Source organism: Streptomyces sp. NPDC048278 (genome assembly GCF_040652195.1).
In the GTDB taxonomy this organism is placed as follows: Bacteria; Actinomycetota; Actinomycetes; order Streptomycetales; family Streptomycetaceae; genus Streptomyces.
The window spans coordinates 12,791-28,946 of the sequence record NZ_JBEZLP010000049.1 but is presented as its reverse complement, the minus strand read 5'-3'; the positions used below and the strand labels follow the sequence as shown (position 1 = coordinate 28,946).

Annotated in this window: 14 protein-coding genes; 5 read left to right on the top strand and 9 right to left on the bottom strand. The window is 70.2% G+C overall.

Annotated elements, in window-relative coordinates; translation table 11 throughout:
* Positions 1-16: 16 nt before the first annotated feature.
* Entirely contained in the window at positions 17-1,465 is a 1,449-nt protein-coding gene (locus AB0D74_RS45740) for an aldehyde dehydrogenase family protein (protein WP_362600846.1), read from the top strand.
* On the top strand, positions 1,458-3,128 hold the full coding sequence (locus tag AB0D74_RS45735; protein ID WP_362600843.1) for a thiamine pyrophosphate-binding protein: 1,671 nt from the start codon (positions 1,458-1,460) through the stop codon (positions 3,126-3,128). The genes AB0D74_RS45740 and AB0D74_RS45735 overlap by 8 nt, the downstream gene beginning before the upstream one ends.
* 97 nt (positions 3,129-3,225) lie before the next feature.
* On the opposite strand, the gene AB0D74_RS45730 is transcribed toward AB0D74_RS45735, so the two are convergent.
* A complete protein-coding gene (locus AB0D74_RS45730) occupies positions 3,226-3,651 on the bottom strand; it encodes a nuclear transport factor 2 family protein (protein ID WP_362600840.1) in 426 nt (141 codons plus the stop codon).
* Between the two features lie 327 nt (positions 3,652-3,978).
* Here AB0D74_RS45730 and AB0D74_RS45725 point away from each other — a divergent pair, with 327 nt between their 5' ends.
* Positions 3,979-4,167, top strand: coding sequence for a hypothetical protein (locus AB0D74_RS45725; protein ID WP_362600837.1), 189 nt, complete (start codon positions 3,979-3,981; stop codon positions 4,165-4,167).
* Positions 4,168-4,511: 344 nt separating this feature from the next.
* Here the strand turns inward: AB0D74_RS45725 and AB0D74_RS45720 are convergent, their stop codons facing one another.
* The 8 genes from AB0D74_RS45720 to AB0D74_RS45685 form a co-directional block, all read right to left on the bottom strand.
* Positions 4,512-5,885 (bottom strand): SLC13 family permease, encoded by a 1,374-nt coding sequence (locus AB0D74_RS45720; protein WP_362600835.1) that lies wholly within the window; start codon positions 5,883-5,885, stop codon positions 4,512-4,514.
* A 441-nt stretch (positions 5,886-6,326) separates the two neighbouring features.
* On the bottom strand, positions 6,327-7,070 hold the full coding sequence (locus tag AB0D74_RS45715) for a class II aldolase/adducin family protein (protein ID WP_362600832.1): 744 nt from the start codon (positions 7,068-7,070) through the stop codon (positions 6,327-6,329).
* Complete coding sequence (locus AB0D74_RS45710; RefSeq protein WP_362600829.1) at positions 7,067-8,302, bottom strand: FAD-dependent oxidoreductase; 1,236 nt, start codon at positions 8,300-8,302, stop codon at positions 7,067-7,069. Before AB0D74_RS45710 ends, AB0D74_RS45715 begins: the two co-directional genes overlap by 4 nt.
* Positions 8,299-8,496 (bottom strand): ferredoxin, encoded by a 198-nt coding sequence (locus AB0D74_RS45705; protein WP_362600825.1) that lies wholly within the window; start codon positions 8,494-8,496, stop codon positions 8,299-8,301. The genes AB0D74_RS45710 and AB0D74_RS45705 overlap by 4 nt, the downstream gene beginning before the upstream one ends.
* 39 nt (positions 8,497-8,535) lie before the next feature.
* Positions 8,536-9,324: a 3-(cis-5,6-dihydroxycyclohexa-1,3-dien-1-yl)propanoate dehydrogenase gene (gene hcaB, locus AB0D74_RS45700; protein ID WP_362600822.1), complete on the bottom strand. Its 789-nt coding sequence runs from the start codon at positions 9,322-9,324 to the stop codon at positions 8,536-8,538.
* Positions 9,321-9,635 (bottom strand): hypothetical protein, encoded by a 315-nt coding sequence (locus tag AB0D74_RS45695; RefSeq protein WP_362600819.1) that lies wholly within the window; start codon positions 9,633-9,635, stop codon positions 9,321-9,323. Before AB0D74_RS45695 ends, hcaB begins: the two co-directional genes overlap by 4 nt.
* Positions 9,632-10,246 carry a 3-phenylpropionate/cinnamic acid dioxygenase subunit beta gene (locus AB0D74_RS45690; protein ID WP_362600816.1) on the bottom strand — a complete coding sequence of 205 codons (615 nt, stop codon included), beginning with the start codon at positions 10,244-10,246 and terminating at the stop codon, positions 9,632-9,634. The genes AB0D74_RS45695 and AB0D74_RS45690 overlap by 4 nt, the downstream gene beginning before the upstream one ends.
* 2 nt (positions 10,247-10,248) lie before the next feature.
* A complete protein-coding gene (locus AB0D74_RS45685; protein ID WP_362600813.1) occupies positions 10,249-11,670 on the bottom strand; it encodes a Rieske 2Fe-2S domain-containing protein in 1,422 nt (473 codons plus the stop codon).
* Between the two features lie 1,216 nt (positions 11,671-12,886).
* Here AB0D74_RS45685 and AB0D74_RS45680 point away from each other — a divergent pair.
* Both AB0D74_RS45680 and AB0D74_RS45675 read left to right on the top strand, forming a co-directional pair.
* Positions 12,887-14,689: a CocE/NonD family hydrolase gene (locus tag AB0D74_RS45680; protein WP_362600810.1), complete on the top strand. Its 1,803-nt coding sequence runs from the start codon at positions 12,887-12,889 to the stop codon at positions 14,687-14,689.
* Between the two features lie 48 nt (positions 14,690-14,737).
* Positions 14,738-16,150, top strand: a complete 1,413-nt coding sequence (locus AB0D74_RS45675; protein WP_362600807.1) for an MFS transporter — start codon at positions 14,738-14,740, stop codon at positions 16,148-16,150.
* Positions 16,151-16,156: the final 6 nt, after the last annotated feature.

The following is a 16,156-nucleotide window of genomic DNA, read 5'->3' as shown; positions in this document are numbered from 1 at the left end:
AGGAGCGGTCGCGGCGGTGGCGGACCGTGATTGGCGCCTCATCGTGGGGGGACGTTCACGCCAGGCGGACGGCGGACGCACCTACGACGTGGAGTGTCCGGCCACCGAGGCACCGCTCGCCGCGGCACCGGATGCCTCGGCCTCGGACGTGGACGAAGCGGTGCGCGCGGGTGCCGACGCCGTCTCCTCATGGCGCGCTCTCGACATACGGGAGCGGGCCCGGAGGCTGCGCGCACTGGCCGAGGCCGTACGCGAGCACGCCGAGGAACTGGCACTGCTCGACGCGCTCGATTCGGGCAATCCCGTGAGCGCGATGCGCAACGACGTGGCGTGGGGGGCGGAGGTCCTCGATCTCTTCGCCGGGTTCGCCTCTCACCTGGGCGGGTCCACAGTCCCCGCCTCACCCGAGAACCTGCACTTCACACGGCGTTCCCCGTTCGGAGTTGTGGCACGGATCGTGCCTTTCAACCACCCGCTCTTCTTCGCGGCGGCCAAGATCGCAGCGCCACTGATGGCCGGGAATGCCGTGGTGCTCAAGCCCTCGGACATCACACCGCTGTCCGCGCTCCGGTTGGCCGAGATCGCGTCCGGAATCCTGCCGCCGGGCGTGCTCTCCACCATCACTGGCGACGGTCCCGCCGCGAGCAGCGCTCTGGTGCGCCACCCGCTGATCCGGCGGATCGGATTCATCGGCAGCGAGAGGGTGGGCCGCCTCATCCAGCGCGATGCGGCCGAGGTCGGCGTCAAGGACATCAGCCTCGAACTCGGTGGCAAGAACGCCCTCATCGTCTGTCCCGACGCCGATCTGGACGCCGCGGCCACCGGCATCGTCAACGGCATGAACTTCGCCTGGTCCGCCGGCCAGTCCTGCGGCTCGACCTCCCGGGTGCTGCTGCACTCGTCCATCGCCGAGAAGGTCCTTCCCCTGGTTCGCGAACGGGTCGACGCGATCCGAATCGGCTCTCCCGTCGCACCTGAAACGCAGATGGGCCCGCTTGCCTCTCGTGCGCAGTACGACAAGGCGCTCCAGTACATCGACGTGGCTCTGGCCGAGGGTGCCACCCTGTTCCACGGCGGTCAGCGGCCGCAGGGCGAGGGCTTCGGCCGCGGGCACTACCTTGAGCCGACGATCTTCACCGACGTGCGGCCGGGGATGCGGATCGCGCAGGAGGAGGTGTTCGGTCCCGTGATGTCGGTCCTCACCTACACCGACCTCGACGAGGCCGTCGCGATCGCCAACGGCGTGGACTACGGGCTGACCGCGAGCATCTGGACGCGCGACGTCTCGACGGCCCTTTCCCTCGTCGACCGCGTCGAGGCCGGCTACGTATGGGTCAACGGCTCCTCCCGACACTTCTGGGGAATGCCCTTCGGCGGTACCAAGGCCTCCGGCATCGGCCGTGAGGAGAGCATCGAGGAAATGCTGAGCTACACGGAGCTCAAGGCGGTGAACGTTCTTGTCTGACCAGCCACGTCAAGGCGCCGATCTCGTCGTCGAGTGCCTCGCCGCGGAAGACGTCACCCACGTCTTCGGACTGCCCGGCACCACGGTAATGGACCTGATCGACGCGTTGGCCAGGCAGAACGCCGTGCGTTATCTGTCCACTCGGCACGAGCAGGTCGCCGGATTCATGGCCGACGGCTTCTCGCGCGCCGGCGGACAGCTGGGCGTCTGCCTCGCCTCCCGCGGCCCGGGAGCGGCCAACCTGTCCGTCGCCGTGCAGAACGCCCACGACGAATCCATCCCGATGCTTGTCCTGATCGGACAGGTCTCTGGCTCCATCACCGAGCGCCGCTCCTTCGAGGAGATGGACGTGGTGTCCGTGTTCCGGTCCGTGTGCAAGTGGGCCGTCGAAATCCACCAGCCGGACCGTATCCCGGAGCTGCTGCAGCGCGCGGTCCGCACCGCGATCAGCGGCAGGCCCGGCCCGGTCGTGGTCTCCCTGCCGCTCGACGTGCTGCAGGCGCCTGTCACACAGCTGCCCGGCCCACGGGCACGCGTCTACCCACCGGCTCCCCACCACGACGGCATCACGGAGGCGGCACGGCTTCTGGCGTCCGCCGAACGGCCCGTGATCATTGTCGGCGGTGGCGGGGGTGACGCAGAGGCCCACCTCGGCCTCGCGGAGACGGCCGGGGCCCCGCTCGTCACGACGTGGCTGCGCAAGAACGCCGTGCCCAACAGTCACCCCGCCTTCCTCGGTGCCCTCGGGTACGGCGCACACGAGGTCTCCGACCAGATCGTGCGGGACGCGGATGTAGTGGTGGCTCTGGGCTGCCGTTTCTCCGAGTTCACCACTAAGCGGTGGACGATCGTGCCGCCCGCGGCGGATCTGGTGCACGTCGACATTGATCCCGTCGAGCTCGGCCGGGTCTACCCGCCGCGGGTCGCTCTCGTCTCCGACGCGGTCGCCGCCTCACGTGCGCTGGTCGCCGCGCTGGCTCCGCTGTCCGCCGAGGACCCGGCCCGGGCGGCGCGGCGCAGAGCGCGGCGCGAAGCGCTGCGCAAGGAGTACGACGACGCGGCTGTGCTCCCCGCAGCACCACACTCTTCCGGGACCGTTTCGTCCGCCACCCTGACGCGGGCCGTACAGGAACTCGCCGATCGCGACGGCCTGGTCCTCGTCCAGGACGTCCACACGTTCGGCCCCTGGATCCAACGCCACGTAGGCTTCGACCGGCCGCGCAGCTACTACGGCTCCGCGGGCGGGGCGATGGCGTGGGGCTTTCCCGCGGCGATGGGGATCGCTCTGAGCCGGCCGGAGGAACGCGTCGTCGCGCTGAGCGGGGACGGCAGCTTCTGGATGGTTGCCCAGGACTTCGAGACCTGCGTGCGGGAACACATCCCCGTCGTCAGCCTCATCGTCAACAACTTCGCCTACGGCAATACCCGCGACCGGCAGCGCTTCGCCCACGACGAGCGATACCTCGGCGTCTTCCTCGAAAACCCGGATTTCGGCGCGTTCGCACGCATGCTCGGAGGCCACGGAACGCGGGTCACCCGCGACGCCGACCTCCTGCCCGCGATCGAGGACGCCCTGACCCAGCCCGGGCCCAGCATCATCGACATCGTGCAGGACCCGATGGAGGGCCTGCCGGCGGGCCTGGCGCCGCTGAAGGCCCGCTGAGCGGGCCGCCGCTGGCCTGGCCCGGCGATCCCTTCGGCCGGTACCTGGACGGCAACGGGAACGGGCTCCGGTATCCGTGCCCGGACCGGTGCCGGCTTCAGTCCCGCTTCGATCCCGTACCCGCCGAAGGACCCCGTTCCGGCCGTGCTTCGGTCGCCTGGTGCGCCACGTTGAGCCATCTGCCGTGTGCCTTCACGTAGACGCGCGTGTGGAGCGCGTACTTGGTCGGCTGGAGACCCTCCGGCGTACGAATGTCGTTGTGGTAGCGCCCTGTGACGACGGCCGTGTCGCCGTAGACGCGTACCCGGTTCTCGTCCACGACAAAGGACTCGAACCGGTACTCGCCTGTTGCCAACCCCCGCAGGAACTCTTCCTTGGTCCGGGCCACGCCGCTGCTCTCCACATGGGTGTAACTGTCCGCGGTGAGCTCCGCGAGCGTGGCGGCGTCGGCCTCGACCATGGCCTTCGCACGCCTCCGTTCCACGGCCAGCACGTCTTCCCGTGCCTGTTCGTCGCCACTCAAGGCTGCCTCCGGTTGTGTCATGTGGGGCGATTGTTCCCCGGACTCCTGCGGAGGTATCCGGGTGGTGTCGGTAACCGTGACGAGAGTCCCCAGCGGGCCCGGTTACCGCCGCGGCCCACTCCGACCCGGCTGGGCCAGCCGGAGGTGGGCGCAGAAGCGGGACACCGCGTCCGGGGTGGCCTGCAACGAGCGGCCGCCGGGCAGTCCGTCGCGAGGGAGGAACTCGCCGTGCGGCAACCTCTCCAAGGCGCGGGTCGCGTGCTCGGCAGACGCCCTGTGCGCCACACGGGTCCACTGGGATCAGGCCGGCTGACCGCGGTGCCCGACGTGCTGGCGGATGGTCTCGCCGGGATCCTGGTGCTCGACGTCAAACGGAGGAAGCCGGAGCCGCGGGACTGCGCTCCGGGCGTCTCCGCGGCCTTCCAGCACGAGGACCTGGGCTTCGCGCTCGACGTGGCGTGGACGTCAGCAGCCGCGGTGCCGACGACGCGGCCGTCGGCCAACTCTTCGGCGTGATGCGGTGGACCGGGCACGGCGGCGACGGTCACAGCGGCGTCGTCACGATGATCGAGCGGCCTTCCCGTACTGACTGAGTGCCGAGGACCGGCCGGGCTGTACCCCGCAGACGAGTCTGCCGACCGGCGCGAGCCGGAGGCCGGCCACGTCCCCGGGTTCGCAGCGTCGGACCGACTTGGCATCTGGGGGTCTCGCCACCCGCGACACGCCCGGATCGCTCGGCCAACCTGACCAGGTCGGGCAGGGATTCGCGAGAGCCACTACCAGTTCACGGACGTCGGCGCTTATACGTGCGTCTTCTCCGGACTGAGGGCCGGGGCTGTCCGCAGACGACAGGGGCGAGGTCAGTGTGTGCTTGGCAGGATGAAAACCAGCCAGGTGACGATCGGTGCGGTCACCGCCATCGAAAGGCCCCAGGTGAGCATCGTGCGGAACAGCTGTGGACGCTGATTCTCCGGGGCGTTGGCCAGTGTCAGCGCGCCCACCGACGAGAACGGCGTCGAGTCCACCACGGTGGCTGAGATTGCCAGCGCGACGATCATGGCGGTGCCGCCGACCTCACCCTGGCTGAGAAGCGGCACGGCCAGCGGTATGAGCACACCGAGCAGGCCGGCGCTGGACGCGAATGCCGAGGTGAGCGCCCCGATCAGACAGAGAAGGAACGACGTCAGCACAGGCCCGCCCATATCGGCGATGCCCTTGCCTACCACCGCCACAGTGCCATAGCGCTGCAGAGCCGCGACGAACGTGACAACGCCGCAGATCAAGAGCACGACCGACCAGACGATCCGGGTGTCGGCCTTCGAGAACCTGACGGGAAAAATCGTGTGCAGAAGCGTGGCCGCTATGAGGGCGAGAAAGCCGATCTCGATATCGAAGACGAGCGCACCGACCGCCACGCCGACCAGAGCCACGAGAGTGATCGCCTGGTCCATCCGCAGGGGCACCGTCGTGCTGTCGGAGGTGTCGGTGCCGCACTCGCCCGATGGTCCACCGCTCCTCGCGCCGGGGGCGCTCGCGCTGCCGGCTGTCGCACTTTCACGAACCAGCGCTGGGGTCCGCGCGGCGGACATCGACGTCGGTGTGACTGCAGGCGGCCGTATTCCGCGCTCACGCCAGAGTGAACGGCCGCCGAAGACGAAGTAGATGACGACGGCCAGGCCGGCGTTGTAAGCCGCGCTGCCGAGGAAGAGGGTGGCAGCCGAAACCGAGATTCCGTTTGACTTGGCCGCCTGCTCGACGATGACGGCCAGGCCGTTGAGCGGTGAGAAGTTACCGAGGCACGAGCCGTGCATGACCATGAGGGCGCACATACGCCGGTCGATGCCGTAACGCTCCCCGAGTCTGAGGCACAGCGGTGCGAGCATGGCCACACCGGCCGGACCCAACGCTCCTGCCGTAGTAGGCACCGCCGAGAAGCAGAAGATCAGCCAGGGGACGAGCGCGGGCCGGTCCCCCAGGAGCCTGACCACCCGCCCGATGAGCCATTCCAGCGTGCCGTTCACAGCCGCGAGGCCGAACAGGTAGGTCACGCCGACGAGCAGGACGAAGAGATCAGGAGGAAATCCGGACAAGATCTTGTCGGTGTCCTCGTGTGCCGCCAGGACTCCGATGAGAAATGTGGCAACGAGTGAGAGGGCGCCGATGTTGACGGGTCTGAGTGACCCGATGGCGAAGACGAGCGCGAGGGCCACGACTCCGGTGACGTGGATGGACATGACACTTCCTTTGGCCGCGACGACGGGGCCACCGGCACCGTCCGCCGGAAGGAGACGCCAGCGCCGGGCTTCGAAAATTTCTGTAGTACAGAAGTACCTTCTTTTCACGGTCTGGGTGAAGTCAAGACCCGTGCCTCAGGCCGCTGTTCCCAGGGCGAGACGGTCGAGTCGGCCGAGGGGCAGCGTGGACGGCGCGCGGCGAAGTGGGCACCGGGATGCGGGCACGGGGCCCGTCGGGTGTTGCGGAGACCGCGTGGCGATCTGCGGGATCGAGCCCCCGGTCTCCGTCGGCACGTCAGCAGCAGACGTCGCTGCTGCTCATCCCGATACGGCAGGATCGCTTCGAACTGTGCTACCGGAACAGCCTTTGTACTCCCGGCACACCCGTAGCCGGCCAACGCCCGCTGGAACGGGGAGCCATCGGTAAGCGCTCCGCACGTCCTAAGGGAGACGGGCCAGTTCGTGTCGCCAGGCCGTCTGCGTGTTGAACGCTCCGCCGAGGTCGGGCAGTTCGGCCATGTCGGTCTCCGGCAGGTCGGCCAGTTTCCCTCCGGCTCCCACGATGCGCAGAGACAGCCCGGCGAGCTGGTCGACGCTGACGGCCTGCAGCACAGCCTGTTCCACCGTCGCGGCAGCGCTGGTCAGGCCGTGCGCGCGCAACAGGACGACGGGGCGCTCTCCCATGGCGGAAACCATCTCCGCGGCGAGGTGCCTGTTGCGGATGAGTACTCCGCGCGGATAGACGGGTACCCCGTCGGCCGCGAGGCGGGTGCCGGGGATGTCGAAGGCGCCGACGATCGGGCGGATCGCCAGGCCGGCGAGGTCGGCGCACACGACGTCCGGCGGGTGGGCGTGGACCACGGCGGCGACGTCGGGGCGGGTGCGCAGTACCTCGGTGTGCAGGGGCAGCTCGTTCGGCGGGGCGTAGCCGCCGTCGAGTTCACCGGCGACACCGGGCCGCCCGTCGAGGTCGACCAGCCGGATGTCGGCCTCGGTGGTGAACGCCAGACCGCGTTCCTGCGGCCCGCGGCAGCGGACGAGCAGCCGTCGTTCGTCGACGCGCAGGCTGATGTGCCCGAGGATCCCGTCGGCCAGTCCCCGGGCGGCCAGGACCCGGCAGGCCTGGGCGATCATCGCGCGCAGCGGCGCCAGCCCGTCCGCCTGGGGAGGCTTCGTGGTGCTCATCCGACCGCCTCCGCCGTTCGCCTCACCATGGCCTGCACCGTGCGTCGTACCTCCTCCAGCGGGGGCGCCGTGCTCACCGCACGGCGACACCGGACCAGCGCCCGTGGCCAGTTCACGGTCACGGCGCCGGCGAACCGGCCCTTCACGTCGCAGTACAGGACCGCGAACGCACCGGCCTCCTCCGGTCCTTGGACCGTGACATGGGTCAGGTCGCCGCCGGTGCTGCCGGTGATCTGGATCTTCCAGTCGTACTGGTCGCTCCAGACGTACTTAACCGGTTCGTAGGTGCGCGGCCGGTCGGGCTGGGTGATGTTGTGCGCCACACACGAGGCCTGCTCGACGGCGTTGGTCCAGTGTTCCAGGCGCGTCGGGCGGCCGTTCCGGGGATGGCGCCAGCGCGTCACGTCGCCGACGGCGTACACGCCCTGCGCGCCGAGGGCACGGCAGTACTCGTCGCACAGCACGCCGTCGTCGACCTGCAGCCGGGACGAGCGCAACCATTCGTCGTTGGGCACCGCGCCGATACCGACCACCACCGTGGCGGCGGGCAGTGCCGTGCCGTCGTCGAGATGGACAGACAGACCTGCGGCGGTGGTCTCAATGCCTGTGACGCCCCGGCCGAACCGGGTGACGACACCGCGCTCGGTGTGCAGCCGGCCGAACAGCTCCGCGACATCTGGGCTGAGCACCCGGCTCAGGGGTACCGGCGCGGGATCGACGACGGTGATGTCCTCGACGCCCATCGCGCGGGCGGTCGCGGCCACTTCCGCGCCGACGAAGCCGGCCCCGATGACCACAAGAGGGCCACCGCGGCGCAGGTCCCGGCCCAGTTCCGTGGCGTCCCGCAGGGTACGCAGGACGTGTACGCCGGCCGGCCGGCCCCAGGGCGAGGGCCGGGCGCGTGCCCCGGTGGCGATGACGAGGTGGTCGTAGGCGAGGTGTTCGCCGTCGGCCAGCTCCACGCAGCGTTCCACGACGTCCAGCCGGGTCGCGGCGCGGCCCAGCACGAGACGGATGCCCGCCTCGGCCGCCGCCCGCTCGGTCAGCAGGGTGACGCTCTCGGCGGTGGCGGCCCCGCTCAGCAGAGCCTTGGACAGGGGCGGCTTGTCGTAGGGCAGGGTGTGCTCCTCGCCGACGAGCACCACCTCGCCTTCGTACCCGGCGGTGCGCAGCGCCTGTGCGGTACGCACGCCCCCGACGGAGGAGCCGACGACGACCGCGGTCGGGCTCACGCGTCCGCCACCTTCAGTGCGGAGACTGGGCAGGTGCGGGCCGCGGCTTCGAGGCGTGGCCGCTCGGACTCCGGGACGTCGGTCCTCAGGAGCACGACGACCCCGTCGTCGTCGAGATCGAACACGTCGTCGGCGGCGACGACACAGTTGGCATAGCCCTGGCAGAGCTGTGGATCGGCCTTCATGACGGCCATGTGTGAGTCCCTCCTGGATCGGACCGGTGCGCGACCTCGTCACGCCTTGACGGACATCCCCCCGTCGGGGTGCACCACTCCGCCGGTGACGCCGCGTGAGCGCTCGGAAGCCAGGAACACATAGCTCCACGCGTGGTCGGCGCCGGACAGGGCCACCTGCAGCGGGACCCGGCCCGCGATCTCGGCGGCCCGGTTCGGTGCGTCGCCCAGGCTGCGGGTGTCCAGGCCGAGGCTGCCCAGCCCGCGCAGGTCGGTACCGACGGTGCCGCCCGGAGCCACGCCGTTGACCCGGATCTCCGGCGCGAGTTCGTGGGCGAGCGCGGTGACCAGCCCCCGTACCGCGAACTTGGACGACACGTACAGCACGCCGCCGCGTCCCGGGTAGTACGACGACGCCGACTCGGTCAGGATGATCGAGCCGCGGCTCTCCCGCAGCGCGGGCAGGGCGGCCTTGACGGAGTGGATGTGGCTCTTGACGTTGACCGCGAACATCTCGGTGAAGGCATCGTCGACCAGGGCCGCGTCCAGGTCTCCCAGACCGCGGTAGAAGTCGAAGACCCCGACGCAGTTGACCAGTACGTCCAGTCCTCCGAACGCCGACACCGCGGCGTCGACGGCTTCGTCGTTCGCCCGGCGTGTCGTGGCGTCGCCCGCGGTCACCGGCAGGCCCGGGATCTCCTCGGCGAGCTTGTCGCACTTGGCCGCGTCCCGTTCGAGGACGGCCACGCGGGCGCCCTCGCCGCGGAAGGCGTCCACCACGGCGCGGCCGATTCCCGAACCGGCGCCGACCACCAGCGCTCGTCTGCCCTCCAGCCAGCCGGACATCATTCCTCCTCCGTGTCGGCGTCGATGAGCGGGCCGAACGGCCTGCCGATCATCTGCGAGAACGTCTGCGGGTTCTGCCAGGTCAGCGCCTCCAGTTCGAGCGGGCACAACGCGACCCACTGACCCGACTTCGGTGACTCGATCAGCAGCCGTGAGCCGTTGCGGGTCTCCACCCGGCAGATACGGACCTCGGCGAACTCGTTCGCCAGCACGATCTCCTCACCCGACCGGTGCGCGAGGAGGTCACCGCGTTCGGCTGCCGCGCGGGCGGCGGCCTGCGCGTCCTCCTCTTCCCCTTCCCAGCGCAGCGTCACAGGAAGATCGCCAGGTTCTGGGTGCGCAGCACCGAGTCGTCGACCAGGATCGAGCGCCGGGCGAGCAGCCATCCGGTGCCGTCCGGGGCGCGTCGCAGGAGATCCTCCCGTCCCGCGGAGACGACCGCCGCCTCCTGGACGTCGCCGCGGCTGCGGTAGAGCAGTACGGCGGAGTCCACCACGAGGTGATGGGGATCCTCGGTGGCGAAGGTGCGCACGTTCGCGACGTAGTGCCGCAGCCGGGAGGGGGGATCCTCGGTCCAGGCGTGCTCGGTCCGGAACCGCGCGACTCTCCGCGACAGCGAGTACTTGTTCTCGTCGAAGTGGGCCATGCCGGGGGCTGAGTCGTAGCCGGCTCCCAGAGCGGTGGTGACACGCACCGGCATGATGTAGTGGATGTCCTCCGACAGCAGGTCGAGCCAGTCGTCGTAGTGCTGTGCGTCGAGGACGTAGGCCTCTTCGACGAGCCAGTGGTGTGCCTGCAGGTGGCGCTCGTCAGAGAACGGCAGCGACCGGCCCGCCCGCTGGATCCTCGGGGCGTGGCCGCCGAGGGCCGACTGGGCGGAGTACGGGCCGCCGTTGCCGGTCGGACGCGGGCTCGCGTGGGACATGGTCACTCCTTCCCCGCCTGCGCGGTGCCGTCGGCCGGGCTCGCCGCGGTGGCACGCTCGCCGACCCCGCTGACCTGGACCTGCCGCACGGGAGCGGTCGGGCGCTCCAGGTGGTCGGCCCAGCGCTCCAGCAGATGGCGCTGGTTGTACTCGCCGTATCCCACGTGGGCCTGTCCCGGGCCCGCGTACTGCTCCGCCGTCAGCGGCGGTACCACGGGCGTGCCGTCCTCCAGCATCCCCATCCGGCTGTTGAGCAGCAGCCGGCGGGCCATCGAACCCGCGGCGGTGTTCGTCAGCGACACCCAGTTCTCCACGTCGTCCTGCTCGAACATGCCAGTGCTGCCGAAGCACATCAGGTAGGCCTTGTACGACAGTGCCTTGTACTCCTCGGGGGCCTCGGCGTCGACGGCGAACCAGGAAAGAACCTCCGTCTCGTCCGGGCCGACGGGCTGCCAGGTGCGGATCGAGATGAACGGCAGAACGTCGTCGGAGTCCTCGACCCTGGGCCAGTTGTGCACGAAGCTCATGTTCGGGAACACCGAGGCGGCGGAGATCATGAAGCCGTCCCGGCCGATGAGGTCGAGCTGCTCCTGCGACCAGGTCTTCTTCATCTTCTCGATCATGACGTCGGGGTATCCGACGTAGCGCAGCCGCTCGTCGAGGGTGCCGGGCGGCAGCTTGTAGGTCGTGCCGCCCCCGTTGCCGGCCCAGTAGGTGCAGCCGTCCTTGCGTTTCTCCGCCTTCGGCTCCCGGAACAGGCCGATCTCCACCACGCTCGTGTGGGTCTGCGGCGTGTGGTACATGTCGCCGGCGAAGTTCTCCGCGCCGATCTTCCAGTTGGCCTTGACCCGCCAGCGCTGCGGGCCGCGCAGCTCGATCCCGCTGGGCGACTGCTTCGTGTAGTAGTCGAGATAGAAGGCGAAGTCGCCGAGGTACTCGGTCAGCGGCGGGGCGTCGGGGTCCATGCTGATGAAGATCAGCCCGTTGTAGGTGTCGAGCGACGGCGCGGGCAGCAGCGCCTGGCTCTTGCGGCGGAAGCCCGCCTCGCCGCCGTAGGCCTCCTTGTGGAACGGCAGCCCCACCAGGCGCCCGTCGTTGCGGTACGACCAGCCGTGGTAGGGGCAGCGGAAGTGGGAGGCGTTACCCATCTCCGCCCGGCACACCTGCATCCCGCGATGCAGGCACATGTTGAACAGGGCCCGTACCCGGCCGTCCTCACCCCGCGAGACGATGAACGAGTCCTCCAGCACCCGCCGCACGACGTAGTCACCGGCCTGGGGGATCTCGGACTCGTGCCCCACGAACACCCACGCACGGCTGAACAGCCGTTCACGTTCGAGCCGGAAGATCTCCTCGTCGTTGTAGATGTGCGCCGGGATCATCCCCTGCCGCACCTCCGCGAGGAGACGGTCCTGATCGGTCATGCCTGTCTCCAAACCGTCAACCAGTCTATTCGTTCTCTGTAAGTCAGAGTATCTCTCTGCTAAGAAGAATCTCGACTGTGCGACTCCCCTGTCAACCCCTCCTTGCCGTCGGCTTTCCCGCAGGGGAGGATGCCGGGTTCCGCTGACGGCCGGCGGTGTCGTGGAAGGCCGTCCGGGGCGGCGGCAGGGCCGCCGCAATTCCAGGGAGTCGGCTCGGAGAGAAGGCCCGGGCCGGTGCACTCCTGTTCCCGGAATGCTTTCCTGCGGATGTCTCAGGGAACGTGGGTGTGTCGTCCGTGTCTGCTCCGCCACGGCGCCCGGGTCCGCGGCGCCGGGCGCGGATCGTGCCTCCCGGCGCCGGATCCCGCTGCGGGTGCAGGCCGCTCCGGTCCGGGCGCGGGCGTCGTGAAGCCGGACGCCGAAATGTCCGGATCCCGTCGGGTGGCCGGATCACGTCCCGCCCCGGTGGGTCGCCGCGTCCGCCAAGAGGTACTGCCGGGCGCCGGCCGGCGCCGCGGGCCCCGGCCGCCGGACCGGGACCGCGGCAGAGTGTCCCGGAGGCGGCAGGTCCCGTGTCGTGGTACGGGGGGCCATGCAGTGCGGGTTCCGTCGGACCCCTTGGGGTCCTCGGCGGAGGCAGCGGGCCGCAGGGTATCCCACTGGGGCGGACCGTACGCCCGGCCCACCGCGGTTACCGTGCCCGGCCTGCGGATTCCGCCCCGCCGGGCCGAGAGCGCCACCCGGTGGTCCTCGTCCCGGAGAGGTCCATGGCGATCCGCCCGGTGGTCGGCGGTATGGAAGCCGCCGAGGGAGGTCGTCGACAGGGTGAACGGCGCCTGCCGGTACCCGCGTAGTTCCGTGTCGGCCGCCGCGCGTGTTTCGAAGCCGTGTCGCCCTCTTGACCGGGAAGGGATCCTGGGCTCAATCTTCTGACTTGCAGAACATGACTCTGTTTTGCGGAGTTTTCGTCTTGTGGACGGACCGCTTCCCGGCCACCCGACCCATTGCGGGATGTGGCGATTGCACACATGGGCGGGCCGTCAGTGCGCTTCGCCACCGGACCGTCACACGGCCGGCTGATCGCGGCATCCACCGCCGATCGCGTCAGGCCGGACATCTGTGCCCGGTCGGCCCTGCCCCGTCGGCAGGCCGGGCGGGCGACTCCCGTAGGCGTCGTACCACCGGCGCTCACGCACGCACACCACGGAAGGCAGCGATGACGAACCAGAACGGAAATGCCCCCGCGGACGGGCAGGACAAGGACGAGGCGATCTCCGTGGTCTGGCGGGACGCCGTCAGGCCCTCGCAGGCGCCCGAGCGGTACCCCTCGCCGCAGCCCGGTACCGAGGTCGTCGACGGCATCCGCTGCGACCGGGACGTCGCGGTGACCCTGCGCGACGGGACCGTCATCTACGCCGACATCTACCGTCCCGAGGGCGCGGACACGGTGCCGACCATCATCGGGTGGAGCCAGTTCGGCAAGCGCGCGGGAATCGCGGCGGCGTCCAGCCCGGCCGGAGTGCCTGCCGGGACGCTGTCACCGGCGGCCAAGTTCGAGGGCCCCGATCCGGACTACTGGTGCCGCCAGGGCTACGCGATCGCCAATCCCGACCCGCGCGGAGTCGGTCATTCCGAGGGAGACATCCAGCTCTACGGCCACACCGAGGCGCGCGACATCTACGACTTCATCGAGTGGGTGGCGGTGCAGGAGTGGAGCAACGGCCGGGTCGGCATGGCGGGCAACTCCAACCTCGCGGTGTCCCAGTGGTGGGCGGCGGCCGAGCGGCCGCCGCACCTGGCCTGCATCGCGCCCTGGGAGGGCGTCACCGACTACTACCGGCAGGCGCTGTGCCCGGGAGGGATCCCCGAACTGGCGTTCATGGCCCGGCGCGTCGGCATGCTGCACGGTTCCGGCCGCGTCGAGGACATCAACACCATGCTCCGGCGGTACCCGGCGATGAACGCCTACTGGGAAGGGAAGATCGCCGACCTGGAGAAGATCGAGGTGCCCGCGTACATCGCCGCCGGCTGGAACTGCTGCCACCTGACCGGGACGCTGGAGGCGTTCCAGCGGATCGCGTCCCCGCAGAAGTGGCTGCGCATCCACCGCGAGTACGAGTGGCCGGACCAGTACGCCCCGGAGAACCTCGAAGACCTCCGCCGCTTCTTCGACCGGTTCCTCAAGGGCCAGCACAACGGGTGGGAGCTGACCCCGCGGGTGCGGCTGGACGTCCAGGACGCGGGCGAGTGGGACCACCGGACGCGGCGCCGGGAGAAGGAGTGGCCGCTCGCGCGGGCGCAGCACACCGAACTCTTCCTCGACGCCGCGACCGGGACCATGAGCCCTGAGCGTCCCGGGTCCGCGGCATCGGCGGACTATGACTCCACGGCCGGCTCCGCGTCGTTCGACCTGAGATTCGACGAGGACACCGAGCTGACCGGCTACATGAAGCTCCGGCTGTGGGTGGAGGCCGACGGCGCGAACGACATGGACCTCTTCGTCCTCGTCCAGAAAGTGGGCCGGGACGGCGAGGCCAGGCCGGTGCTGGCGCTCGGGCAGCCTGCCACGGGAGTGTGGTGGGGAGCCGCGGGGATGCTGCGGGTGTCGTGCCGGGAGACCGATCCCGCCCGGTCGACGCCTGCCGTACCGTATCTGACGTTCCGTCGGGAAAGTCCGCTGGCGCCCGGCGAGATCGTGCCGGTGGACATCCCGCTGTGCGCGACGAGCCGCTTCTGGCACAAGGGCGAGCGTCTGCGCGTGGTGGTGACGGGCAACTTCACCGGCGAGCCGGGCCAGGTCTGGTTCCCCTACGAGTTCGAGACGCGCAACCGCGGCCGGCACGTCCTGCACACGGGAGGCGACTTCGACTCGCACCTGCTGGTGCCGGTCGTGCCCGGTACTGCGGACGCTCCGGTCACCGTCGACCCCGAGCCGCTCGCCGCCTTCGCCCGGGGATGGACCCACATCCCCACGGCGTACGCCGGAACCGGTCCCGACCCCGACGTCCGGCGCCCGTGAGCCCGGACAATCCCCTGTCTGCCTGACAACGGCAAGGAGAGCTCAACGGTGAGTATCGACTTGGTCCTGGAGGAGCGCGGTGTGAGCCGACGGCATAAGGCCGTCGTCGCCGCCATCGTCGCGGTCCTCGTGTTCGACGGGGTGGATCTGCAGCTGGCCGCCCTGTCCGCGCCCACCATGATGCGGGAGTGGAACCTGTCGCCGGCCGCCTTCGGCCCGGCGCTCGCGGCGGCCCTGCTGGGCATGGCCGTGGGCACCGCAGCCGGCGGCCGGCTGGGCGATCGCAGGGGGCGCCGTCGGGTCCTCCTCGGCAGCGTCCTGCTCTTCGGCGTGATGGTGATGGCCGCCGGCGCCAGTACCGGGATCGTGGAACTGGCAGCGCTGCGGTTCGTCTGCGGTCTCGGCTTCGGCGCCGCGATCCCCAACGCCTATGTCCTGGTGGCGGAGCTGCTCCCGCCCGGTTCGCGCACGAAGGCCATGGGGCTGCTCGGCATGGCGACAGTGGCGGGCGGTGCCGTCGCCGCGGCCACAGCGCTGGTCGTCATCCCCGCTCTGGGGTGGCGGTGGATGTTCCTGATCTGCGGAACGCCGTCGCTGGCCCTGCTCCTCGTCCTCGTCCGCACCGTGCCCGAGTCACCCCGTTTCGTGCTGGCGCGTGAGGGCAGCGAGGCGGCTGCTCGGCTGCTCGGTCGGATGACCGGACGGCCGGTGGATCCCGGAGAACTCGAACAGCAGGACACGAAGGCACCGGCGGCGAAAGCCGTGCGGGCGCCGGGCGGCCGCCTGCTGACGCGTCCCCACCTCCGGTTGAACCTCGGGCTCTGGACGGCGTTCTTCGCCATATTCTTCGCCAACATCGCGATCAACTCGTGGCTGCCGTCGGTGCTGAGCCGCGCCGGCCTGTCGCTGACCGGTTCGTTCGGCGCCAGCATGGTCTTCTTCCTCTTCGCCATGGCCGGCGCGGTCTCGATGGGATACCTCGTCGCGGTGTTCGGGTCCCGGCCCACGCTCATCGGCGGAGTCCTTCTCTCCGTCGCGGCCGTCGGGGCCATGCCCCTGCTCGTCCGTCTCGCCCGTTCCGTACCGGCCATGGGAGGAACCGGCTTCCTGGTCCTCGCCGGGCTGGCCGGGCTCGGTATGGCCGTGGTGAACGCGGGCCTGTCCGCGGTCGGCACCAGTGCCTATCCCGTGGAGAGCCGCGCTACGGGCCTTGGCGTCGCGATGACGTCGGGCCGGATCGCGTCGGTGGCCGGTGCACTGGCCGGCGGCGCGGTGCTCTCGATGACGCGGGACGACACCGCGGCGTTCTTCGCCGTGATCGTGGCGGCACTGGTCCTGTGCGGGCTCGGCATCCTCACGGTCGACCGTCATCTCGCCCCGGCCCGCACGGAGCGGGGTGCGCGCGGCGCTGCGCAACGCGTCACGGCAGGCCGTGCGCGGGGCAACCCGACGTCCGGCTGAACCCGG

Coding starts and splice junctions, on each gene's coding strand:
- AB0D74_RS45720 (WP_362600835.1), bottom strand. CDS start 5,885: ATGTCCATCCACGTCACCGGAGTCGTGGCCCTCGCGCTCGTCTTCGCC.
- AB0D74_RS45715 (WP_362600832.1), bottom strand. CDS start 7,070: ATGAGCACCACGAAGCCTCCCCAGGCGGACGGGCTGGCGCCGCTGCGC.
- AB0D74_RS45705 (WP_362600825.1), bottom strand. CDS start 8,496: ATGGCCGTCATGAAGGCCGATCCACAGCTCTGCCAGGGCTATGCCAAC.
- hcaB (WP_362600822.1), bottom strand. CDS start 9,324: ATGATGTCCGGCTGGCTGGAGGGCAGACGAGCGCTGGTGGTCGGCGCC.
- AB0D74_RS45690 (WP_362600816.1), bottom strand. CDS start 10,246: ATGTCCCACGCGAGCCCGCGTCCGACCGGCAACGGCGGCCCGTACTCC.
- AB0D74_RS45685 (WP_362600813.1), bottom strand. CDS start 11,670: ATGACCGATCAGGACCGTCTCCTCGCGGAGGTGCGGCAGGGGATGATC.
- AB0D74_RS45680 (WP_362600810.1), top strand. CDS start 12,887: ATGACGAACCAGAACGGAAATGCCCCCGCGGACGGGCAGGACAAGGAC.